Genomic DNA, 22,543 nt, shown 5'->3' on the forward strand with positions numbered 1-22,543 from the left:
GCTCTCCTGCTCAGTGCTGGAGCACGGCGTGCCAGGACCGCACGGTCGGCGTCTCGGACAGCTCGGCGAAGCTCACCGTGGTGCCCGCAGCCACGGTGGACTCCACCAGGCTCATCAGGCGGATGGAGTCCAGCCCCAGGTCCACCAGGTTGTCGTCGTAGTCGATGCTCTCCGCGGGCTCGCCGAGCAGCGCGGCCACCCGGTCCCGCAGCGCGTCCAGCCCGGCCGTGTCGGTCTCGGTGGCGCTCTCGCGGGATCCGTCGCCCAGCTCGGTGAGCAGCTGGTCGGTGTCCAGGACGCGGGCGCAGCGGCGGGCGGCGTAGGACAACGCGCTGGCGTGGTCGTCGCGGCTGAAGTCGGCCACCGCGTCGGCGACCAGGAACGCCTGCACGTCGTCCATGAACGCCTCGGTGGCCGTGACCTGGCAGCCGATGTGGGCGTAGACGCCGGTGATGAGCAGCTGGTCGCGGCCCCACTCCCGCATCAGCTCCCGCAGCGGGGTGCGCTGGAAGGCGCTGTAGCGCCACTTGGTGAGCACGGTGTCCTCGCTGGTCGGGGCCAGCTCGGCCACCACGTCCGGGGCCCCGCCGGCAGCGGACAGGCCCGGACCCCAGAAGTCGGTGAGCAGGGCGCGCTCGGCGGGGTCCTGGTCGCCGGGCTGGCAGGTGAACACCACCGGGATGCCGGCCGCCGTGGCGGCCTCGCGCAGCTGGCGGATGCGCGGGACCACGCTGGCCAGCGGTTCCTGCCCGCGGGGGAAGACGTCGACGAAGTGGTTCTGCATGTCGTGCACCAGCAGCACCGCGCGGGCGGGGTCGGCCGGCCAGCTGACCTTGTTGGCGGGGGCGTCGGCCGCGGTGGGCGGGACGTAGCTGGCGATGGTGGGCAGGCCGCTGGGCCGGGTGGCCGTGCTGGTGGGGAGGGTGCTGGCGGGGAGGGTGCTGGTGCTCGTCTGCTGCGAGGTGCTCATGCGGGGCTCCTTCGGGCGTCAGGTGAGGTCGGTCAGGCGTGCGGGAGCAGCTGCTCGGCGATGGCGGTGCGCAGGTCGCGCTTGCTGGTCTTGCCCACCCCGGTGGCGGGGAAGGCCGCGACGGCGACGACCCGGTCGGGCACCTTGTAGGCGGCCACCCCGCGGGCGGCGAGGAAGGCCGCCAGCACTCGTCGGGTGAGGGTGGTGGGCTCCACCTCGGCGCGGGGCACCACGAAGGCGCAGGTGCGCTCGCCCAGCATGGCGTCGGGCATGGCCACCAGGGCCGCGTCGTGCACGTCGGGGTGGGCCAGCAGGTGGTTCTCCACCTCTTCCGGCGCCACCTTCTCCCCGCCGCGGTTGATCTGGTCCTTGGCCCGGCCCTCCACCCGGACGTGGCCGGTGTCGGTGACGCTGGCCAGGTCGCCGGTGCGGTAGAAGCCGTCGGCGGTGAAGGAGCGGCGGTTGTGCTCCTCGGCCCGGTAGTAGCCCTGGATCGTGTAGGGCCCGCGGGTCAGCAGGTGCCCGGTGGCGCCCACCGGAAGCGGCTGGTCGTGGTCGTCGACGATGCGGAGCTCGTCGTCCGGGGAGATCGGCCGGCCCTGGGTGGTGACGACGAGCTCCTCGAGATCGTCCAGGCGGGTGTAGTTGACCAGGCCCTCGGCCATCCCGAAGACCTGCTGCAGGGTGACGCCGAGGGTGGGCCCCACCCGGCGGGCGGCGCTCTCCGGCAGCGGGGCGCCGCCGATCTGCAGCACCTGCAGGCTGGACAGGTCGTGGCTGCGGGCACCGCCGTCCACGGCCTGCAGCCACACCAGGGCCAGCGGCGGCACCACCGCGGTGATGGTGACCCGCTCGCGCTCGATGAGCGCGAAGGCCACGTCCGGGCGCCCACCGTCGGCCAGCACCACCCGTCCGCCGACGCAGAACACCCCGAAGCAGCCGGGCGAGCTCATCGGGAAGTTGTGCGCCACCGGCAGCACCGCCAGGTAGACGGTGTGGGCGTCCAACCCGCAGATCCGGGCGCTCTCCCACAGCGTGTAGAGGTACTCGTCGTGGGTGCGCGGGATGAGCTTGGGCAGGCCGGTGGAGCCGCCGGAGAGCTGCAGGAACGCCACGTCGGTGGAGCACGGAGCAGCCACCTCGGCCAGCGCCTCCTCGGCGTCGGCCAGGCTGTCGGCGTAGCAGTCGGCCAGCGCGGCAAGGTCGCCGTGCGCACCCGGCGCGCCCACCACCAGCGCGTGCTCCAGGGTGGGGCTCTCGGACAGCAGCTGGGCGGCCAGCGGGCGCAGGTCGGCACCGTCCAGCTGTTCACCGAGCACGTAGGCCCGGGCCTCGGTGTGCGCGACGAAGTAGCTGATCTCGCTGCCGCGGTGGGCGGGCAGCGCGAACACCGGCAGCGCCCCGAGCCGGTACAGGGCGAAGCAGACCTCGAAGAACTCGGTGCAGCTGCCCACCTGCACCACCACCCGGTCCTGCGCTCCGATCCCGCGGCGGTGCAGTCCCGCGGCCAGCCGCTGGGAGCGCTCCTGCAGCTCGGCGTAGGTGGTGCGGCGCTCGCCGTCGACCAGGGCCACGCGGGCGCCGTGGGCGTCCACCTGCTCGTGCAGCAGGTCGGTGAAGGTCTGCCCGGTCCAGTAGCCGGCGGCCTGCCAGCGGGCCACCTCCGCCGCGGGTCGTTGCACGGCGCCGGGCAGGTAGCCGCTCACAGCGAGTGCTCGATCCCGAGCGCGGTCAGCATGGTCTGGAACTTGGCGCCGGTCTCGGCCGCCTCGGCCGCGGGCGTCGAGCCGGCGACCACCCCGGCGCCGGCGTACAGCCGCATCCCAGTGCCCGCGGTCTCCGCGCAGCGGATGGCCACCGTCCACTCGCCGTCGCCGTCGGCGTCCACCCAGCCCGCTGCACCAGCGAACAGGCCGCGGCCGAAGGGCTCGAGGCGCTCGATGGCCGTGGCAGCCGGGGCGGGCGGCAGCCCGCAGACCGCCGGGGTGGGGTGCAGCGCCACGGCCAGGTCCAGCGCGGTGGTGGCCGGGTCGGCCAGGGTGCCGGTGATACGGCTGGCCAGGTGCCACATCGAGGCGGTGCCCACCACCACCGGGGTGGGCGTCACCAGCGTGGTGGTGCACAGCGGGCTCAGCACCGCGGCGACGTCGTCGGCGACGATGGCGTGCTCGTGCAGGTCCTTGGCCGACACCAGCAGCGCCTCGCGGCGGCGGCGGTCCTCCACCGGGTCGCTGCTGCGCGGCGAGGACCCGGCCAGCGGGGTGGCGGTGACGGTGGTGCCGGCGCGGGAGACCAGCAGCTCGGGGCTGCACCCGACGAAGGCAGTTCCGGCGCGGGTGGGCACGGCATAGGCGTAGCCGGTGGCGTCGCCGCGCAGCAGTGCGCGCAACAGGGTGGGCACGTCGATGGGGGTGTCGCCCCGCACGTCCAGGGCGCGGGCCAGCACGATCTTGTCCAGCGTCTCCGCACCGATGAGCGCCAGCCCCTCGGCCACTGCGCTCTCGTAGTCGGCGACGGCCGGCACCGGGCGCACCTGCCAGTGCTGGTCCACCGCAGGTGCGGTGACGGGCGCGTCCAGCGCTGGGTCCACCGTCCACAGGCGCTCGGGCACGAACAGCTCGGCGGGCTCGGCGGCGGAGAACGGGATGGCCCCCACCACGGTGCCCACCCCACCGCGGTCGGCGGCCGCGCGGGCCGCAGCCGTCGCGACCCGGCCGAGGGCGGCGCGCGCCGTGTCGGCGGGCAGCTCGGTGTGGCGTCCCCTGGCCAGCAGGCAGCGGCGGGCGGAGCGGAAGAACAGGTCGTCGGCGGTGTAGGTGTCGAGCAGGTCGGCGCAGGTCCGGGGCTGCTCGGCCACGGAGCCGGGGTTCCGCGCGGGTGCTGCGGTGGTGGGCTGGGGCACGAGGGTCCTTTCGGTGCAGGGCAGTCGTCAGCTGGCGAGCGAGGCGCCGCCGTCGACCCGGAGGTCGTGCATGGTGATGTGGGAGGCGGCGTCGGAGAGCAGGAAGACGACGGCCTGGGCGACAGCCTCGGGATCAGCCACCCGGCCGAGCGGGATGCCGATCTTGTGCTGGGCGACGGTGCCCTCGACCAGGGCGTCGGGGCCGGCGCCGTCGAGCATCCGGCGCAGCATCGGGGTGTCGGTGGACCCGGGGGAGACCACGTTGGCGCGCACTCCCGCCGCCGCGAGCTCGAGGCCGAGCACCTTGGTGTACATCGCGGCTGCGGCCTTGGACGCGCAGTAGGCCGCCATCCCCACCCGGGGCACTGCGCCGGCGTTGGAGCCGACGGTGACGATCGCGCCGGTCCCCCGCCCCGCCATCCGTTGCCCGACGGCGCGACTGACGTGCATGACGCCGGTGGTGTTCACCGCGAAGGTGGCCGCCCAGCTGTCGTCGTCGAGCTCCAGGGCCGGGCTGCTGGCGTGCAGCACCCCGGCCACGTTGGCCAGCATTGTGATAGGTCCCAGCTCGTCCTCGACGAGTGCGACTCGGTGCTCCACATCTTCTGCACTGGTGACGTCGAGAGCGACGGAATGCACCCGGCCGGACAGCTCGGACGCCATTTCTGGCGGCTCTCGATCGCCGGCCACGACAATGGCGCCGGAGTCGGCGAGCGCCCGCACCACGGCACTTCCGATGCCGCCCGCCGCGCCCGTCACCACCGCCAGCGGACGGGGTGCAGCGACGCGAGCCTGACCAATCATGTTGGGCTCCAGCTCCTGTGCGGTCGGCGCCGCGCTCGGCAACGAATGGGTAACAGTCAGAGGTTAGGCTAACCTAAACCGACGTGAGCGTCCATTCCCGCCGAGGGAGTGCACTGAGGACCCCGCCGCACCGGTGTTTCTGCCGGAGCGTCACCCGCCCGCAAAGAAGAGCCCGCCGCGCGGCGGCACTGGGCCGTGGTCGCGCGGCGGGCAGGTGAGGTCACTCAGCAGAGCGGCGGCCCGGATCGAGCCGCCCTTCAGACGGTCAGCTCGCCCATCTCCGACCAGCTGGTGCCGTCCACCTCGACGTTGATGATCTCCGGTGTCTTCACCAGCAGCGGCTGCATCAGGGTCATCGCGTCCTGGAAGTGCTGCGAGCTGACGTGGGCGGAGCCGGCCGGACCGTCGCGGAAGGCCTCCACCAAGACGTACTGGTCGGGGTTGTCCACGCTGCGCGACCAGTCGAACCACAGGTTGCCGGCCTCGGCGCGGGTGGCTTGGGTGAAGCCGTCCACAGTGCTGATCCACTGCTCGCTGTGCTCGGGCCGGACGGTGAACTTGACGACGATGAAGATCATGAGGACATCGTCGTCGGCGCGCGCCCCGATCGCCAGTCGCGGGGGACCTAGCGCCGGCCGTACCGGGCTTCGTAGGCCTCGCGGTCAGACTGGTGCAGCGCCGCCGCCCTCGCTGACTGCAGGTCCGGGGGGAGGCCGTTCATCTCCAGCCGGCGCGCACGGTTCTGGTCCATGTACGACACCGTGTAGAAGGTGCTCAGCAGCAGCGCGAGCAGCACCATCAGCGCCCGCACCCAGAACGGGCCGGGAAAGAGCAGGAACACCACGAAGATCGGTGAGTAGGCCAGCTCGGACCGCAGCACGTGCCTGATCGCCGCGTGCGGGCCGGTCAGGTCGTGGCGGACCCAGTCCCGCAGCTCGGCCGGCAACGGTCGGCCAACCATGTACGTCAACCACTGCCACACGGTCGGTCGACGGCGCGCCTCAGTCATCACGTCTCCATCGTCCCACCAGGTCAAGCACGGGAGCGATCAGGCGGACAGCTGCTCCGCCTGGCGGTCGGTGTCGAGCTCCAGCTCCGCGGCGGTGGTGGAGTGCACCGTCTTCAGCAGCTCGGGGTGCTCGGCCAGCTTCTTGCCGTAGGAGGGAACCATGGTCTCCAGCTGCGGCTTCCAGCCGTCGATCTTGTCCGGGAAGCACTGCGTGAGCAGCCGGATCATCACCGGCACCGCGGTGGAGGCACCCGGAGAGGCGCCCAGCAGGGCCGCGACGGTGCCGTCGGCGGAGTGCACCAGCTCGGTGCCGAACTGCAGCACCCCGCGGGTCTCGGTGCCGGGCTTGATCACCTGCACGCGCTGACCGGCGGTGACCAGCTCCCAGTCCTCGAGCTTGGCGGTGGGCACGAAGTTCTGCAGGGTCTTGAGCCGCGCCTTGGGGGTCTGCAGCAGCTGGCCGATCAGGTAGATCACCAGGCTCAGGTTGTGCAGTGCCACCGAGAGCATCGGGATGAGGTTGTTGGGCTTCACCGAGGACGGCAGGTCCAGGACGGAGCCGTTCTTGAGGAACTTCGGCGAGAAGCCGGCGTAGGGGCCGAACAGCAGGTCGCGCTGGCCGTCGATCACGCGGGTGTCCAGGTGCGGGACGGACATCGGCGGGGCGCCGACCTCCTCCTGGCCGTAGACCTTGGCGTGGTGCTGGGCCACGACCTCGGGGTTGGTGCAGCGCAGGAAGCGGCCGCCGACCGGGAACCCGGCCAGGCCCTTGCCCTCGGGGATGCCCGACTTCTGCAGCAGGTGCAGGGCACCGCCGCCAGAGCCGATGAACACGAAGCGGGCCGAGACGGTCTTGCGCTCGCCGGTGCTGAGGTCCTTGACCGTGACGTTCCAGCCACCCTGGGGGCGACGCTTGAGGTTGCGCACCTCGTGGCGCACCTGCACCGACGCGCCGGACTCCTCCAGGTAGCTGATGAGCTGGCGGGTCAGGGCGCCGAAGTTGACGTCGGTACCGGTTTCCACCCGCGTCATGGCAATGGGCTCAGAAGGGTCGCGGTCGACCATCATCAATGGCGCCCACTTGGCGATGATCTCCGGATCCTCGGTGTACTCCATGCCCTCGAACAACGGGTGGTCATGGAGCAGCTCATAACGCTTGCGGAGAAAGGCGACGGACTTTTCCCCGCGCACGAAGCTGTTGTGCGGAACGGGGTTGATGAACTCCTTGGGCTTGCTGATCAGGCCACTGTCGACCAGGTATGCCCAGAACTGCTTGGAGACCTGCAGCTCCTCGTTGATCGAGAGCGCCTTGGTGATGTCGATGCTGCCGTCGGGCTTCTGCGGCGTGTAGTTCAGCTCGCAGAGGGCGGAGTGTCCGGTGCCGGCGTTGTTCCAGGCGTCAGAGCTTTCCTGCGCAACAGCATCCAGCCGCTCGTAGACGGAGATGGACCAGTCCGGCTGCAGCTGCTTGATCATGGCGCCCAGCGTGGCGCTCATGATTCCGCCGCCGATGAGAATGACGTCCTGGTCTACGTCTGCCTCGGTGCCCGTGGTGTTCTGCATCTTGCCCTCCGCGTTGTCCAGGCGCGATGCTCAGCGTTGTTCCTCGCGCAGCACAGCAGCGTGCGAAAAGATCGTGACGACGCCAACACCTTCGTGCCTGCTTTACGTTCTAGCCCGTGGCGGCAAACGGTCAGAGCTCTCCCAGGAGAACAACTGTTGCCTGAAGTAAAGGCTAGTGCAGGCGTGCCAGCAGGTCACCCCGAAGGGGGATGACTCCGGTCACACCAATGGTGACCCAGGCCACGACGCCGCGTTTCGACAACGGCTCCCGCGAGGTGTCGCGCAAGGCTACCTCGGCGTTCTCACGACCCGAATCCGGGGTCCCCGAGGTGCCGGGTGAGGTCGGCCAGCCCGTCCCCGTCGAGGTCGAGCACCTCGGTGTCGAGCACGCCGTCACCGTCGGTGTCGGAGAACAGCCGGTCAGGTCGGCCGGTGTCCTGGCCGTGCACCAGCACCGTGTCGGCGGTGCCGTCCCCGCTGGCGTCCACCACCAGGTCGTCGTCGCGGCCGTCCCCGTCGTGATCCACCGACGCAGCCTCCGGCACGCCGTCGCCGTCGAGGTCCACCTCGGTCGCGCTCCAGCGCCTGGCTCCGGAACCGTCCACCCACCGCAGGCCACCCGCCGCAGGCACCGGCGCGGCGGGTGGCGGTGGGCCGGCGCCTTTCCCGTTCCAGGTGCCCAGCCCGGTGGGGTCGGTGTAGAAGTGCTCCGCGAGGCCGTCGTCGTCCAGGTCCAGCCCGGCGGTGTCCGCGACGCCGTCGCCGTCGGAGTCCCAGAGCACGTCATCCACCCGGCCGTCGCCGTCGAAGTCCAGCGCCACTGCGTCGGCGGTCCCGTCGCCGTCCAGGTCGCGGTCGGCGGTGGAGTCCCACACCCGGGGTGGGCCCGCGCCGGTGCCGAAGGAGTACCTCACCCGGGTCCGACGTCGCGCTGACCTGCCCGGTTCCGGGGGTGCTGACCTCCGGGCCCCGTCAGACTCCCGCAGCGCGACGGGCGGCCCGGGCAGCCCTGGCGGCGCCGGAGGCCGCGACCGCGTTGCGCAGGTAGGGCCAGGCCAGCTCCGGCGGCACGCCCCCGCAGAGCGGGTCGAGCACCAGGGGCACGCCACCGGCGATGATCTCCTGGGCCTGCAGCGGCGTCACCACCCGGTAGGCGCCACCTGCCTGGCGCAGCTCCTCCACGCTCGTTGCGCCGGAGAGGCTGGTGATGGTGGAGCGGTTGGGACGGTGGGCGTTCCACTCCGCGTACGCGGAGGCGTCGTGCAGCAGGTAGGGGCCCAGCTCCGCCCAGCCCCGCTCCACGTCCTCGGCCACGAACACCGCGGTGGGCATGGCGGGGTCGGTCAGCACGCACCCGGCGGGTGTCACCCCGCAGCGGGCGGCCTCCTCGGTGTACACCCGCTCCAGCTCCGGGTCGCCGGTCTCGGCGAACAGCGCCATCCCGAAGCGGGCAGCGCGGCGGGCGGCGGCGGGCGAGTGGCCGCCGTAGCTGAGCACCGGCCCGCCCGGGGTGTGCGGCAGCGGACGCACCCGGACGGGTCCCCGGGTGGGATGGGTGAACTCCTCGCCGGTCCAGGCCGCGCGCAGGATGGTGATGGCCTCCTCCATCTGCGCGCCGAGCCCGGTGGGAGCCACGCCGAACATGGCGCGCTCCTCGGCCCGGTAGCCCAGGCCCAGCACGTAGCTCACCCGCCCCTTGCTGACCAGGTCGAGCACCGCCATGTCCTCGGCCAGCTTGACCGGCTCGTGGTGCAGCAGCAGCAGGGCCATGCACAGGATGGGGATGCGCTGGGTGCGGGCGGCGACGGCGGACGCCAGCACCAGCGGGGAGGGGAGGTAGCCGTCGAGGCTGGCGTGGTGCTGAGGCAGCTGGATGCCCAGGGTGCCGCGCTGGCCGTCGAGGTACTCGGCCATGTCCAGCGCCGCCGCGTAGTACTCGGCAGGAGCAGGCCCGTCCAGGCCGGCGGGAGCTCGCATGGCCAGGCGGGTCATCAGCATGACGGTCGTCCTCAGGGCTCCGGGCGGTGCGCACGACGGTGCGGCACTGCACCGTTGCGGTCTGTATAGCACCGCGCGGGCACCGCTGGCGGACGACGCCGCGGGCTAGTCGGAGCCGAGCACGCCCTGTTCCCGGGCCCAGGTCAGCAGCGCCTGCTCCGCCTCCTCGCGCGGCAGCGGACCACGCTCCAGGCGCAGCTCCTTGAGGAAGCTCCACGCCCGGCCCACCACCGGCCCGGCCGGCACGCCGAGCAGCTCCATGATCGCGTTGCCGTCGAGGTCCGGACGCACCCGCGCCAGGTCCTCCTCCTCGGCGATCCGGGCGATCCGCCGCTCCAGGTCGTCGTAGGTGGCCTGCAGCATCGCCGCCCGGCGCTTGTTGCGGGTGGTGGAGTCGGCACGCACCAGCTTGTGCAGCCGGGTGAGCAGCGGACCCGCGTCGGTGACGTAGCGCCGCACCGCGGAGTCGGTCCACTCGCCGCGGCCGTAGCCGTGGAAGCGCAGGTGCAGGAAGACCAGCTGCGCCACGTCGTTGACCATCTGGTTGGAGTGCCGCAGCGCCCGCAGCCGCTTGCGGGTCATCTTGGCGCCGACCACCTCGTGGTGGTGGAAGCTCACGCCGCCGCCGCCCTCGTGCTTGCGGGTGGCCGGCTTGCCGATGTCGTGCAGCAGCGCGGCCCAGCGCAGGACCAGGTCCGGGCTCTCGTGGTCGGGGTCGGCCTGCTCCAGGTCGATGGCCTGCTGCAGCACGGTGAGCGAGTGGGCGTAGACGTCCTTGTGCTGGTGGTGCTCGTCGATCTCCAGGCGCATGGCCGGCAGCTCGGGCAGCACGTGGTCAGCCAGCCCGGTCTCCACCAGCAGGTCCAGCCCCTCCGCGGGGTGCTCGCCCAGCAGCAGCTTGTCCAGCTCCACTCGCACCCGCTCGGCGGTGATCCGGGTGATCTCCCCGGCCATGTCGGTCATCGCCGCGCGCACCCGGTCCGCGGGCGCGAACCCCAGCTGGGCCACGAAGCGGGCGGCCCGCAGCATCCGCAGGGGGTCGTCGGCGAAGGACTCCTGCGGGGTCTGCGGGGTGTCGAGCACCCCGGCCAGCAGGTCGTCCACCCCGTTGAAGGGATCGACCAGCTCGGAGTGTTCCCCGACGCGGACGGCCATCGCGTTGACGGTGAAGTCTCGCCGCGCCAGGTCGTCGTGCAGGCTGGAGCCGTAGATCACCTCGGGGTTGCGGCTGACGCGGTCGTAGGCGTCGGCGCGGTAGGTGGTGATCTCCACCTGCTGGCCGTCCTTTGCCGCGCTGACGGTGCCGAAGGCGATGCCGGTGTCCCACTGGTTGTCGGCCCACCCGCGCAGCAGCTCCTGCACGGTCTCCGGCCGGGCGTCGGTGGTGAAGTCCAAGTCGGAGCTGAGCCGGCCCAGGATCGCGTCACGGACGCTGCCCCCCACCAGGTACAGCTCGTGGCCCGCGTCGGCGAAGCGCTCGGCCAGCGGGTTGACGACGCCGGAGAGCGCGCCGATGGTCACCGCGGCACCGGCCAGCAGCCGAGTGCGCCGGTCGGCGTCCTCGGAGGAGGGGTCAACAACGTCTGCAGGCACGGGAACCCATCTTAGGGCGGCGGCGGGCGAGGCCACCGCCGCGTCTCGCCACGGCAACGCGGTTGAGCGGAAGGAGAACACCCGCGCACTACCATCGCTTGCATGCCCACTCCTGCCGACGCTGCCGGTGGCGCGGACCACTCCTCCGGCCGCGCACGCAGGAAACCGCAGCCGCCGACGAACGGGCCACGCTCGGGCTCGGCACGGCGCGCCCCGGGCCCACGGATGCGCACGGTGGACGAGACCTCCGCCGGCGGCCTGGTGGTGGCGGGCCTGGACGGTCCACCGCAGCAGCGGGAGGCGGCACTGATCGGACGCACCGACCGGCGCGGACGGCTGCTGTGGTCCCTGCCCAAGGGGCACATCGAGGCAGGTGAGACCGCGGAGCAGGCGGCGGTGCGCGAGGTCGCCGAGGAGACCGGCATCATCGGTGAGGTCATCGCCCCGCTGGGCAGCATCGACTACTGGTTCGTCACCGACGGCCGCCGGGTGCACAAGACGGTGCACCACTTCCTGCTGCGCTTCCTGGGCGGCGAGCTCTCCGACGAGGACCTCGAGGTGACCGAGGTGGCCTGGGTCCCGCTGGCGGAGATGGACTCCCGCCTGGCCTACGCCGACGAGCGGCGGCTGGTGCGCACGGCGGATGCGGTGATCTCCGACTTGAACGGCCGATGAGCCGGCGGTACCGCCCGCTGGCTGTGGCCGTTCTCGCTGTCCTGCTGGGTTGCGTGGCCCTGCTGGGGGGTCTGTCCTCGGCCTCGGCGGCCGGACGGGAAGCCGCCGCGGCGATCGAGCAGGTGCCCTCCGTGCCCAACCCCCAGTTCGTCAGCCTGCAGGTCGACACCATCAGTCCCAGCACCGTCACCACCGGCACGTTAGGACTGGTGACGGTGACCGGGTCGGTGGTCAACGACGGTGACCGGGACGTGCGCCGGGTGCAGGTGCGCCTGCAGCGCGGCGCGGCGATCGACTCCTCCGGCCAGCTGCGCACCGCCCTGCGGTCCAGCCCGAGCGAGCTGGTGACCCAGGCTCCCTACGTGGACCTGGTGGAGGTGCTCCGACCAGGCGAGTCCGCGCCCTTCTCCCTCACCCTGGGCCTGACCGGCGACCTCACCACCAGCCTCGCCCTCACCGAGCCAGGGATCTACCCGCTGCTGGTCAACGTCAACGGGATCCCCGACTTCGGCACCCGCGCCCGCCTGGACGAGGGGCACTTCCTGCTTCCGGTGCTGAGCCTGCCCCCCACCCCCGGTGCCGTCCCCGTGCCGCCCGCCCCCGCACCGGCCCCGGCCCCGACGGGCGTCACCGTGCTGTGGCCGCTGGCCGACCACACCCGGGTGGTGGCGACACCGCTGGGCGCCCCGGCCCGGCTGAGCAGCGACGACCTGGCGGCCTCCTTCGTCGACGGTGGTCGGCTGGCGGGCCTGCTCTCCGCCCTCGAGCAGGGCACCACCCCCGTGGCCGACCCGACCGGCGCAGCGCGCACCAGCACCTGCCTGGCGATCGACCCCGACCTGCTGGTCACCGCCCAGACCATGGTCCGCGGCTACGAGGTGCTCGACGACAACGGCGCCGTGCGCCCGGGCACCGGTGGCGCGGCGGCCGCCGGCTGGCTGGAGCGGCTGACGTCCGTGGCCAAGCAGCGCTGCGTGATGGCGATGCCTTGGGCCCAGGCCGACCTCAACGCCCTGAGCCGTGCGTCGCTGGACGAGCTGACCACCACGGCCGTCAGCACCGGCCGCGAGACGGTGGCCAGCATCCTCGGGCTGCCTTCGCTGCCCAACGTCGTCTGGCCCACCGACGGGCTGCTCGCCGACCGGACCGCGAGCACGCTGCGCGGGCTGGGCACCACCGCGGTGCTGCTGGCCCGGGACAACGTCAGCCAGCCGGGGGAGACCGGGGCCGCGGTCGACGCCGCCACGGTGGAGCTCACGGCCGGCTCCACCACCCTGTCCGCCGTCCTGGTCGATCCCACGATCACCACCGCGCTCGGCGCCACCTCCCGGGACGACCCCGCCCGCCTGCAGGACGCGCTGGGTGCCCTCACCTGGCCCGCGCTCAACCGGGCGCAGGCCGGCAGGGCCGGGGTGAGCCCGACGGCGGCGTCCGCGGCGGCGCTGCTCACCCCGCCCCAGGTCTGGGAGATCGACGAGCAGGGCGCCCGGGCCGTGCTCGCCCAGGTGGGGGCGCTGACCCAGGCCGGGCTGGCGACGCCGACCGCACTGCCCACCCTGCTGAACCAGGCCAAGGGCTCCGCGGCCGACGGGGCGCTGAGCTACCCGGTGCAGGCCTCGGCCGCCGAGCTGCCCGCCACCGTCACCTCCGACATCGCTGCGCTCAGCGCGGAGATCCGCGGCTTCCGGGGCGCGCTGGTGCAGGACGCGCAGGGTGGCCTCAGCCCCGATGACCTGCTCGCGCCGCTGCGCCTGGGACTGCTGCGCGGGGCCCCCGCCGCCGACGGCCTGACCACCCGGGAGCGCACCAGGGTGGAGGCCCAGCAGCTCGGCGCCGTGCGCGAGCTGCTGGGCCAGCTGCACGCCAGCGTGTCGCTGCAGGCACCGGGAGGGACGTATACGTTGGCCTCCGCCCAGAGCCCTCTACTGCTGGTGGTGCGCAATGATCTGCCGGTCGCGGTGAACGTGCGCGTGCGCGCCACGGGACCGCCCGGGGTGGACGTGACCGACATCGGGGTGCAGGAGCTGCCGGCCCGCAGCGGCCGCCAGCTCCAGGTGCCCACGTCGGTCAACCGCACCGGGCAGTTCGCCATCGACGTGTCGCTGGCCACCGACACCGGGCAGGCACTGGGTGAGCCGGCCCGTCTGCAGGTGCAGTCCACCGCGTACGGTCCCGCAACAGCCCTTGCCACCGCCGCCGCGGCCCTCGTCCTGGTGGCCCTGGTGGCCCGCCGCTTGTGGCACCGATTCCGCGGCCAGCCCGACCGCGCCGACGAACCCTGGGTGAAGCAGTGAGCACGCAGCCCGAGACCAGCCCCTCCACCGCGAAGGAGAGGGTGGCTCCCGCCGCACAGGCCACCGACCTGTCGGAGAACAGCGACGCGGGCCTGCTGCGCAACAGCGGGTCCCAGGTCATCCCCACCCTGATCAGCCGGATCACCGGGTTCCTCAAGGTGGTCGCGCTCGCCGCCACCATCGGCCTGGAGGCGGCCGCCAGCTCGTTCACCGTCGCCAACACGCTGCCCAACATCATCGCCGAGCTGGTGCTGGGGGCGGTGCTCACCAGCATCGTCGTGCCGGTGCTGGTGCGCGCCGAGCGCGAGGACACCGACGGCGGCAAGGACTTCACCCGACGGCTGATCACCATCGCCGGGGTGGTGCTGGTGGTGGCCACGGTCGTGGCCATGGCCACCGCGCCGTGGCTGGTGCGGCTGTTCATCGACTCCGACGGCGAGGTGGACCCGCGCCTGGCCACGCTGTTCGCGCTGCTGCTGCTGCCGCAGATCCTGTTCTACGGCCTGGGAGCGCTGTTCGGGGCGATCCTGAACACCCACGGGGTGTTCGGCAAGGTCGCCTGGGCCCCGGTCCTCAACAACGTGGTGACCCTCGCCGTCATCGTGCTGTACCACTTCACCCCCGGCGACCTCGAGGTCTCGCTGACCAACCCCAAGCTGCTGGTGCTCGGCATCGGCACCACCCTGGGCATCGTCGCGCAGGCCCTCTACCTGGTGCCCTCCCTGCGCCGCGCCGGCGTGGACCTGCGCCCGCGGTGGGGGCTGGACACCCGGCTCAAGGCCTTCGGCGGGATGGCCGTGGCGGTGCTGGCCTACGTGCTGATCAGCCAGGCCGGCTTCATCGTCACCAACCGGGTGGCCTCGCAGCACGACCCCGGTGGACCGGTGCTGTTCGCCAACGCGTGGCTGCTGCTGCAGGTGCCCTACGGCGTGCTCGGCGTCTCGCTGATCACCGCGATCATGCCGCGGATGAGCCGCGCGGCGGCGGCCGACGACACGCCCAGGGTGATCGGCGACCTGTCGCTGGCGTCGCGGCTGTCCACCGTCGGGCTGCTGCCGATCATCGCCCTGTTCACCCTGCACGGCACCACGCTGGGCGTCGCGCTCTTCTCGCTGCGCGGCACCGAGGCGGCGGTGGAGAACGCGTCCCGGCTCGGCGCCACCGTCGCCGTCTCCGCGTTCGGGCTGCTGCCCTTCGCCATCGGCCTCGTCCAGCTGCGGGTGTTCTACGCGCGCCAGCAGCCGTGGATCCCCACCGTGCTGATGGTCTGCCAGGTGCTGTTCCGGATCCCGCTGATGCTGTGGATCCCGCCGGGCATCGAGGACGACCAGGTGGTGGGCTGGCTGGCGTTCACCAACGGCCTCGGGTTCCTGGTGGGCGCCCTCGTCGGGGGCGTTCTGCTGCGCCGGCAGATGGGCAACCTGGAGACCAAGGCACTGCTGCGCACCATCCTCACCGTCGGCCTGGCCAGCGCCGTGGGGGTGGCGGTGGACTTCCTGGTCTCGCTGGTGCTGCCGCTGCAGGCGGTGGAGGACTCCTTCGGTGCACTGGCCGGCGCGCTGGTGTCGATGACCGTCCACACCATCCTGATCCTGGGTGTCGCCTACGCCGTGCTGCTCGTGCTCCCGCTGCCGGAGACCGAGGGTCTGGTCAACGCCATCTGCGCGCGGCTGCCCGCGCGCTTCGTCACCGGTGTCCTCCGGCGCAAAACCCCAGAGGCTCAACCGGACCCGGGTGACGCGACGCTGTCCGAGGCGATGCTTCTGCCGCCGGTGCCCACCAGCTCGCTCCCGTACCCTTACCCGGTAGCGACCAGCCAGGACGACCCCAACGACGGAGGTGGTGCAGTGCCGGACCACGCCCTGCACGGCCAACGACCCGACCAGCAGCGCGCCAGCGCCGACGCCCCCACCGTCGCCACCCCGGCAGCGCGTCGCTCTGTGCGCGGTCCGCGCCTGGTGCCCGGCGCCGCCGTCGCCGGGGGCCGCTACCGCCTCCTCGCCGAGCACGGCGAGGCCGGCACGCTGCGGTTCTGGCAGGCCAGGGACACCGTGCTCGAGCGGGACGTGGCGCTGACCTTCGTCGACGCCGACCAGTCGCAGGTGGGTGCACCCCGCCCGGCCGCCACCGCGGAGGAGGGCCCGCAGGCGGTGCTCACCCGCACGCTGCGGCTGGGGCGGCTGGACTCACCCGGCCTGGCCCGGGTGCTCGACATCGTGCGTGGCAGCTCCGGCGGCATCGTGGTCGCGGAGTGGACCAAGGGCCGCTCGCTGGCCGACGTCGCCGCCACCACGCCGCCCGCCGTGGGTGCCGCCCGCTCGGTGCGGGCCCTGGCCGGCGCCACCGAGGCTGCGCACCGGGCCGGCACCGTGCTGGGCCTCGACCACCCCGACCGCATCCGGATCAGCACGGCCGGAAACGCCGTGCTGGCCTTCCCGGGCATCCCCGCCACCGCGACACGCCAGGACGACGTGGCTGGCCTGGGCGCGATCCTCTACGCCCTGGTCACCGACACGTGGCCGCTGGCCGCCCCTGGCGCGCCGCAGCACCGCAACGACGACAGCATCGGCGGGCTGCCCACCGCACCGCGCCGGGACGACGGCACGGTGCCGCCGGCCCGAGAGGTCCGCGACGGTGTTCCGTTCGAGATCTCCGCGCTCATCGAGCGGGCCCTGCAGCCGCACAGCGGCATCCGCTCGGCGGCTGCGGTGCAGACCGTGCTCGACCAGGCGGCCGTCCTGGACCAGCGCACCGACTACATGCCGGCCCTGGACGACCGGACGCTGGCGGACTACCGGGGCGAACCGAGCCCGGTGGAGTCTCCGCTGGAGTACGACCTGCCCACCCCGGCACCCAGCGCCGCGCCGCGCACCAACCGGCCGCGCGGCGCGGTGGCCGCGCCCACCCGGCGGCAGGCGCGCTCGCGCAAGCTGGTCGCCGCGCTCGTCGCGCTGGCCGTCGTGGCCCTGGTGATCGTGGCCTACCTCGCGAACCTGGCGGTCTCGGCGTTCAGCGGCAGCGATGCGCCGCTGCCCAGCCTGAGCCTGCCCGGGGTCTCCTCCAGCGCCACCCCCAGCGCGGTGGCACCGCCTCCGGCGCCGAGCGCCACCCCGCCGAGCAGCGCTCCGGTGCAGCCCACCGCGGTGTCGGTGTTCTCCCCGCAGGGCACGGCCGACAACGCCGGCGGGGCGGCACGCGTCATCGACGGCAACCCGGCCACGCAGTGGACCTCCGACCAGTACCTGCAGCAGTTCCCTGCCCTCAAGCAGGGCCTGGGTCTGCTGGTCACGCTGCCCGAGGCCGGCCGGCTCACCTCGGTGGCGATCGACTCGCCCAGCGCCGGGACCGTGGTCGAGATCCGCTCGGCCACCTCGGCCACCCCCACCCTGGCGGGCACCCGGGTGCTCAGCACCGCCACCCTGCAGGCCGGGCGCACCGACGTCGCGCTGCAGAACGCACCCGCCACCCAGCACGTGCTGGTGTGGATCACCAGGCTGGGTGGATCAGGGGCCTCGCTCAGCACCAAGATCAGCGAGATCACGTTCCAGAAGAGCGGGTGAGCGGGGGCGCATGAGCGACGCGGGGGGGCGGAGCCGGAGCGGGAGCGACTGGGGGTCGCCGAGCAGCCGGACCGAGAGCACAGACGTGGAGCTGGTGCGCGCGCACGTCGCCGGCGACCCGCACGCCTTCGGGGAGATCGTCCGACGGCACCGCGACCGCATGTGGGCCGTGGCGCTGCGCACCACGCGCGACCCGGAGGAGGCGGCCGACGCGCTGCAGGACGCGTTCCTCTCCGCCCACCGCGCTGCCGGTCGGTTTCGTGCTGACGCCGCGGTCTCCACCTGGTTGCACCGGATCGTGGTGAACGCCTGCCTCGACCGGATGCGCCGCCGGCAGGCCCGGCCCACGGTCGCCCTGCCCGACAACGACCACGAGGAACCGGCGGCCCCTCGGGACGCGATGGCCGACCGGGACCTGCAGCTGCTGGTGCACGAGGCCCTGCTGCAGATCCCGGAGGACCAGCGCGCCGCCATCGTCGCCGTCGACGTGGAGGGCTACTCCGTCGCCGACGCCGCCCGTGCGCTGGGCGTCGCCGAGGGGACCATCAAGAGCCGCTGCGCGCGGGGCCGGGCCAAGCTCGCCGTGCTCCTCGGACACCTGCGCGCCGAACGGTCGGCAGCCGCGTCCGCACCCGTGGGAAAGCTCCCTCCCGGCGCAGGGAACCGATCTACCGGGCGCGGCGTCACACCTCCCAGCACGTCACGACGAGGGGAGGATCTGTGAGCCACAGCGACGCACCGGACGACGGTGGCTGGCGCACGCTCCTGGATCCGCCGTACCCGCTGGACCTGATCGCCGACCTGCACGCCGGCGTCCTCGAGCCCGACCTCGCCGAGGCCCTGTGGCCGCGTGCTGCGGCCGATCCCCACGCCGCGCAGATCCTGGCCGCGCTGGACGCCACCGTGGCGCAGCTCTCCACGGCACATGCCCCGGACGCCGGGCCGGTGCCCGCCGAGCTCGCCGCCCGCATCGACGCCGCTCTCGCCGCTGAACCCGCCGGGGTCGGCGACCTCGCCGCCGCGCGCACCCGCCGGCGGTCGTCCCGTCGCACCACCACCGCAGCCGTGGCCGGCCTCAGTGCCGCCGCAGTGGCCGCAGTAGTCGCGCTCAGCGTGACGCTGGGGCCACAGGACGTCACGGGTACCCCGCAGGCCATCAGCACCCCCAGCAGCGCGGCAGTGGCGCCGCTGGACCTCGGCAGCGGCACACCGGGTCCCCAGGCGCTGCGGGCGGTGGGCAAGCAGGACCTCGGCCCGCTCGCCGCCGACGCGCTGGCCGGCTGCCTGACGGCCAACGGCTTCCCGGCCACTGCGCCGGTGCTGGGGTCCTCGGAGGTCGTGCTCGACGGTCAGCCCGGGGTCTTGCTGCTGCTGCCCACCGGACAGGCCGCGGTCTTCACCGCCCTCGTGGTGGGGCCGGACTGTGCCACCGACAACGCTGCCACCCGCTCCCGGGTTGACATCGGCGCACGCTGACCTGCGGCTCCGGCGGCCGGAACAAGCGTCGGGCCACTGGTGTTGAATCAGTGCGTGACCGAAGACCTCGAGGAGGCGCACGTGTCAGATTCAACCGAATCTTCCACCGTCAGCACCACCACCCAGCCTGATGCCATTCGCGACGTCATCGTCGTCGGCTCTGGCCCGTCCGGCTACACCGCCGCGGTGTACACCGCCCGCGCCCAGCTGAAGCCGCTGGTGTTCGAGGGCAGCCAGTTCGGTGGTGCGCTGATGACCACGACCGAGGTGGAGAACTACCCCGGTTTCCGTGACGGCATCATGGGCCCTGACCTGATGGCTCAGATGCGTGAGCAGGCCAAGCGCTTCGGCGCCGAGCTGCGGGCGGAGGACGTCGAGTCGGTCGACCTGTCCGGTCCGGTCAAGACGGTGGTCGCCCACGGCACCACCTACTCCTCGCGCGCCGTCATCCTCGCGATGGGCGCGGCGCCGCGCTACCTCGACGTTCCCGGCGAGCAGCGCCTGCTCGGCCGCGGGGTCAGCTCTTGCGCCACCTGCGACGGCTTCTTCTTCCGCGACCAGGACATCGCCGTCGTCGGCGGCGGCGACTCGGCGATGGAGGAGGCCACCTTCCTCACCCGCTTCGCCCGATCGGTCACCCTGGTGCACCGGCGGGGGGAGTTCCGCTCCTCCCGCATCATGCTCGAGCGGGCTCAGCAGAACGAGAAGATCCACTTCCGCACCAACTCGGTGGTCACCGAGGTGCTCGGGGAGTCCAGCGTCACCGGGCTGCGCCTGCGTGACACGGTCACCGGGGAGGAGTCCACCCTCGACGTCACGGCCATGTTCGTCGCCGTCGGCCACGACCCGCGCAGCGAGCTCGTGCGGGGCCAGGTCGAGCTGGACGGCGAGGGTTACGTCGTCGTGGCACCGGGGTCCACCGCCACCTCCGTCGACGGTGTTTTCGCCGCCGGGGACCTGGTCGACCGCACGTACCGCCAGGCCATCACCGCGGCCGGCACCGGCTGCTCGGCCGCGATCGACACCGAACGCTGGCTCGCCGAGCACCACCTGGACCCCGCGGCCGAGACCGCGCCCGAGCTGGTCGGCGGCGGCTACGGCGTCAGCGGCCACGCGCAGGACTGACCCACACCCCCCTTCGCCTCACACAAACCTCACATTCAAGGAGCACTCATGTCCGCCCCGATCACCGTTACTGATGCCACGTTCGCCAACGACGTCCTGGGCAGCAGCAAGCCCGTTCTCGTCGACTTCTGGGCGACCTGGTGCGGACCGTGCAAGATGGTCGCCCCCGTCCTGGAGGAGATCGCCAAGGAGCACGGCGAGAAGCTGACCATCGCCAAGATGGACATCGACGCCAACCCGTCGATCCCGCGCGACTACCAGATCATGTCCATCCCGACGCTGATCCTGTTCCAGGACGGCAAGCCCGTGAAGCAGATCGTCGGCGCCAAGCCGAAGGCCGCACTGCTGCAGGACCTCTCGGACGTGATCTAACTCTCCACACCGCAGCCACCAGCCACAGACGTGGCTGGTGGCTGTGCTGTGCCGGACGCGCCGCACGGTGACCAGAGGTGCATGAGCAACCGTCCGTGTGGCACCCTCGCTGGTGATCCTCAGACCTCCCCCCCCTGTCCCAGGAAGGCCCTGCATGCAGCTCCTCCGCCTTGGTGACCGCGGCGCCGCGGTAGCCGAGGTACGCACCGCCCTGGCCGATCTCGGGCACCTGCCGACCGCTGACGGCGAGCCCGTGTTCGACCTCTCCGTCGACCACGCCGTGCGGGCGTTCCAGCAGCGCCGCGGGCTCATTGTGGACGGACTGGTGGGAACCGCGACCTACCGTGCGCTCAAGGAGGCTTCCTACAAGCTGGGTGCGCGGACCCTCATCTACCAGCTCTCCGCACCGATGTCCGGCGACGACGTGGTCGGGCTGCAGACTCGGCTGCTCGAGCTGGGATACAACTCCGGCCGACCGGACGGCATCTTCGGCGCCCAGACCGACCAGGCGCTGCGCAGCTTTCAGCGCGAGTGCGGCATCACCAGCGACGGCATCTGTGGGCCGGCCACGCTGCGCGCGCTCGGCTACCTCGCTCGGATGGCCTCCGGCGGCTCGCCCCAGCGCATCCGCGAGGAAGAGGCGGTCCGGCTGTCCGGGCCGCAGCTGCGCGGCAAGCGCATCGTCATCGACCCCGGGCACGGCGGCGACGACCTCGGCGTCCTGGCCAGCCACTACGGCGTCCAAGGGCCCGGGGCCGAGCTGAACGAGGCCGACGTGGTGTGGGACCTGGCCACCCTGCTCGAGGGCCGGCTGGCCGCCACCGGCGTGGAGACGTTCCTGTCTCGACCCAAGCACGCCAACCCGCCGGACAGCGAGCGCGCGGCGTTCGCCAACTCGTGCGGCGCGGACCTGCTCATCTCGCTGCACACCGATGCGTGGAGCTCCCCGCACGCCCAGGGTGTGTCCAGCTTCTACTTCGGCAACGCCGAGGGAGTCAGCTCCACCGTCGGCGAGATGCTCGGTGGCTTCATCTTGCGCGAGATCGTGGCCCGTACCGGCATGCAGAGCTGCCAGCACCACGGCCGCACGTGGGACCTGCTGCGCCTCACCAAGATGCCCGCTGTCCACGTCGAGCTCGGGTACCTCTCCAACGACGAGGACAGTGCAGTGCTGGCCCACCCTCGCATGCGGGATGCCATTGCCGAGGCCATCGTGGTAGCGGTCAAGCGTCTCTACATGCTGGGCATCGACGACCAGCCCACCGGCACGTTCACCTTCGCCGAGCTTCTCGCTGAAGAGATGACCGGGTAGAGACCGCTCTGGCTCACCCGGCAGTCCACAACAGGTCCGTGCTGGTCCACAGCAGCCGCACTGCGCCCCGGGTGCCACCCAGGTAGGCCCCTTTCCCTGCCGGGACGTCTCAGGCCGCCACAGCGGCCATCACGCTACATCGCGTGGCTCGGCGCCTTGCCGACCGTGGTGAGGCTGACGCTCTCCAGGAGCCGGTCCAGGGCGGCCTCGACGTCTTCCTTCCAGCTGATGGCCGCGCGGAGCTCCAGGCGCAGGCGGGGCCACTGCTCGTGCGGACGCACCACCTCGAACCCGGCCCGCCGGAGAAACCCCGCGGGAATGACACATCCGGGTTTGCTCGGTGACGTTGCGGAGGCCAGCCCCTCCCGGCCGAACGCCTCGACGGCCTTCACGCCGCGCTTCACGAGGTCCTTGGCCACGGCTTGCACGAGCACCTTCCCCAACCCGCCACCCTCGTAGCCGTCCACCACGTGCAGCGCGGTCAGCAGCACCGCATCAGAGCTCACTGGAGAGGTCGGGAAAGCCGCGGCCCGGGGTACGGACGTGGGCGGCGCGTAGATGGCGTAGCCAACCGGACGGCCGTCGACCGAGATGATCTTCCCGCACGAACCCCAGTCCAACAGGACGCCGGACAGCCACGCCTCCTTCTCCAGGTCGGTCTGACCGTACTTCGCGGCAAGGGTTGCCGCGTGGGGCGAGAGCTCCCAGAAGACACACTGCCGGCACGTGCCCGGCAGCTGCTCGAGCGAGTCCAGCGTGAGATTGGCGACGCGGCGCGACACGGGTTAGCTCGACCTCCACGAGTACGGTGCGCCCGACCCACCATGAGCAGGCGCACCCCAGAACCAACGTTCAGGATAGTCGGGCGGGGTGCCTGGTGGCTGCCACCC

The 22,543-nt window shown here is 72.4% G+C and carries 18 protein-coding genes and 2 pseudogenes; 8 read left to right on the plus strand and 12 right to left on the minus strand.

From position 1 onward, the window contains the following. Nucleotides 1-10: 10 nt before the first annotated feature. The 11 genes and pseudogenes from ELX43_RS18250 to ELX43_RS17435 all read right to left on the minus strand — a co-directional run bounded on the left by ELX43_RS18250 (nucleotide 11) and on the right by ELX43_RS17435 (nucleotide 10,839). A complete protein-coding gene (locus tag ELX43_RS18250) occupies nucleotides 11-295 on the minus strand; it encodes a phosphopantetheine-binding protein (RefSeq protein WP_277601733.1) in 285 nt (94 codons plus the stop codon). Further along, a pseudogene (locus tag ELX43_RS18255) lies at nucleotides 278-889 on the minus strand (isochorismatase family protein); the annotation flags it as partial. The gene ELX43_RS18250 and the pseudogene ELX43_RS18255, both read right to left, overlap by 18 nt. 113 nt (nucleotides 890-1,002) lie before the next feature. Next, the gene (locus tag ELX43_RS17395; protein ID WP_127784521.1) at nucleotides 1,003-2,676 is read right to left on the minus strand and encodes an AMP-binding protein; all 1,674 of its coding nucleotides are present in this window, start codon (nucleotides 2,674-2,676) and stop codon (nucleotides 1,003-1,005) included. Beyond that, on the minus strand, nucleotides 2,673-3,872 hold the full coding sequence (locus tag ELX43_RS17400) for an isochorismate synthase (RefSeq protein WP_164860692.1): 1,200 nt from the start codon (nucleotides 3,870-3,872) through the stop codon (nucleotides 2,673-2,675). The genes ELX43_RS17395 and ELX43_RS17400 overlap by 4 nt, the downstream gene beginning before the upstream one ends. Before the next feature lie 27 nt (nucleotides 3,873-3,899). Then, the gene (locus tag ELX43_RS17405; RefSeq protein ID WP_127784523.1) at nucleotides 3,900-4,676 is read right to left on the minus strand and encodes an SDR family NAD(P)-dependent oxidoreductase; all 777 of its coding nucleotides are present in this window, start codon (nucleotides 4,674-4,676) and stop codon (nucleotides 3,900-3,902) included. A gap of 257 nt (nucleotides 4,677-4,933) precedes the next feature. Next, on the minus strand, nucleotides 4,934-5,254 hold the full coding sequence (locus ELX43_RS17410) for a putative quinol monooxygenase (RefSeq protein WP_127784524.1): 321 nt from the start codon (nucleotides 5,252-5,254) through the stop codon (nucleotides 4,934-4,936). Nucleotides 5,255-5,301: 47 nt separating this feature from the next. Beyond that, nucleotides 5,302-5,685: a DUF5313 family protein gene (locus ELX43_RS17415; protein WP_127784525.1), complete on the minus strand. Its 384-nt coding sequence runs from the start codon at nucleotides 5,683-5,685 to the stop codon at nucleotides 5,302-5,304. A 39-nt stretch (nucleotides 5,686-5,724) separates the two neighbouring features. Next, nucleotides 5,725-7,248: a malate:quinone oxidoreductase gene (locus ELX43_RS17420; protein ID WP_127784526.1), complete on the minus strand. Its 1,524-nt coding sequence runs from the start codon at nucleotides 7,246-7,248 to the stop codon at nucleotides 5,725-5,727. 302 nt (nucleotides 7,249-7,550) lie between these two features. After that, nucleotides 7,551-8,162 carry a pullulanase gene (locus tag ELX43_RS17425; protein WP_127784527.1) on the minus strand — a complete coding sequence of 204 codons (612 nt, stop codon included), beginning with the start codon at nucleotides 8,160-8,162 and terminating at the stop codon, nucleotides 7,551-7,553. Between the two features lie 58 nt (nucleotides 8,163-8,220). Beyond that, a complete protein-coding gene (locus ELX43_RS17430; RefSeq protein ID WP_206518058.1) occupies nucleotides 8,221-9,246 on the minus strand; it encodes an LLM class flavin-dependent oxidoreductase in 1,026 nt (341 codons plus the stop codon). Nucleotides 9,247-9,351: 105 nt separating this feature from the next. Then, nucleotides 9,352-10,839, minus strand: coding sequence for a CCA tRNA nucleotidyltransferase (locus ELX43_RS17435; protein ID WP_241249442.1), 1,488 nt, complete (start codon nucleotides 10,837-10,839; stop codon nucleotides 9,352-9,354). 189 nt (nucleotides 10,840-11,028) lie between these two features. Between ELX43_RS17435 and ELX43_RS17440 the strand changes: the two are divergent. The 8 genes and pseudogenes from ELX43_RS17440 to ELX43_RS17475 form a co-directional block, all read left to right on the plus strand. After that, nucleotides 11,029-11,493: pseudogene (locus tag ELX43_RS17440) on the plus strand (NUDIX hydrolase); the annotation flags it as partial. Between the two features lie 44 nt (nucleotides 11,494-11,537). Continuing rightward, the gene (locus ELX43_RS17445; RefSeq protein WP_127784529.1) at nucleotides 11,538-13,808 is read left to right on the plus strand and encodes a DUF6049 family protein; all 2,271 of its coding nucleotides are present in this window, start codon (nucleotides 11,538-11,540) and stop codon (nucleotides 13,806-13,808) included. Continuing rightward, on the plus strand, nucleotides 13,805-17,368 hold the full coding sequence (locus ELX43_RS17450; RefSeq protein ID WP_164860693.1) for a lipid II flippase MurJ: 3,564 nt from the start codon (nucleotides 13,805-13,807) through the stop codon (nucleotides 17,366-17,368). Before ELX43_RS17445 ends, ELX43_RS17450 begins: the two co-directional genes overlap by 4 nt. 10 nt (nucleotides 17,369-17,378) lie before the next feature. Beyond that, a complete protein-coding gene (gene sigM, locus ELX43_RS17455) occupies nucleotides 17,379-18,092 on the plus strand; it encodes an RNA polymerase sigma factor SigM (RefSeq protein WP_127784531.1) in 714 nt (237 codons plus the stop codon). After that, on the plus strand, nucleotides 18,089-18,844 hold the full coding sequence (locus ELX43_RS17460) for a hypothetical protein (RefSeq protein ID WP_127784532.1): 756 nt from the start codon (nucleotides 18,089-18,091) through the stop codon (nucleotides 18,842-18,844). Before sigM ends, ELX43_RS17460 begins: the two co-directional genes overlap by 4 nt. 81 nt (nucleotides 18,845-18,925) lie before the next feature. Then, a complete protein-coding gene (gene trxB / locus ELX43_RS17465; RefSeq protein ID WP_241249444.1) occupies nucleotides 18,926-19,969 on the plus strand; it encodes a thioredoxin-disulfide reductase in 1,044 nt (347 codons plus the stop codon). Between the two features lie 48 nt (nucleotides 19,970-20,017). Continuing rightward, nucleotides 20,018-20,341, plus strand: coding sequence for a thioredoxin (gene trxA / locus ELX43_RS17470; RefSeq protein WP_127784533.1), 324 nt, complete (start codon nucleotides 20,018-20,020; stop codon nucleotides 20,339-20,341). A gap of 154 nt (nucleotides 20,342-20,495) precedes the next feature. Then, on the plus strand, nucleotides 20,496-21,653 hold the full coding sequence (locus ELX43_RS17475) for an N-acetylmuramoyl-L-alanine amidase (protein ID WP_127784534.1): 1,158 nt from the start codon (nucleotides 20,496-20,498) through the stop codon (nucleotides 21,651-21,653). A 134-nt stretch (nucleotides 21,654-21,787) separates the two neighbouring features. Here ELX43_RS17475 and ELX43_RS17480 read toward each other — a convergent pair whose 3' ends face one another. Further along, a complete protein-coding gene (locus ELX43_RS17480; protein ID WP_127784535.1) occupies nucleotides 21,788-22,435 on the minus strand; it encodes a GNAT family N-acetyltransferase in 648 nt (215 codons plus the stop codon). Nucleotides 22,436-22,543: the final 108 nt, after the last annotated feature.

It is taken from the genome of Rhodococcus sp. X156, assembly GCF_004006015.1.
Taxonomy (GTDB): domain Bacteria; phylum Actinomycetota; class Actinomycetes; order Mycobacteriales; family Mycobacteriaceae; genus X156.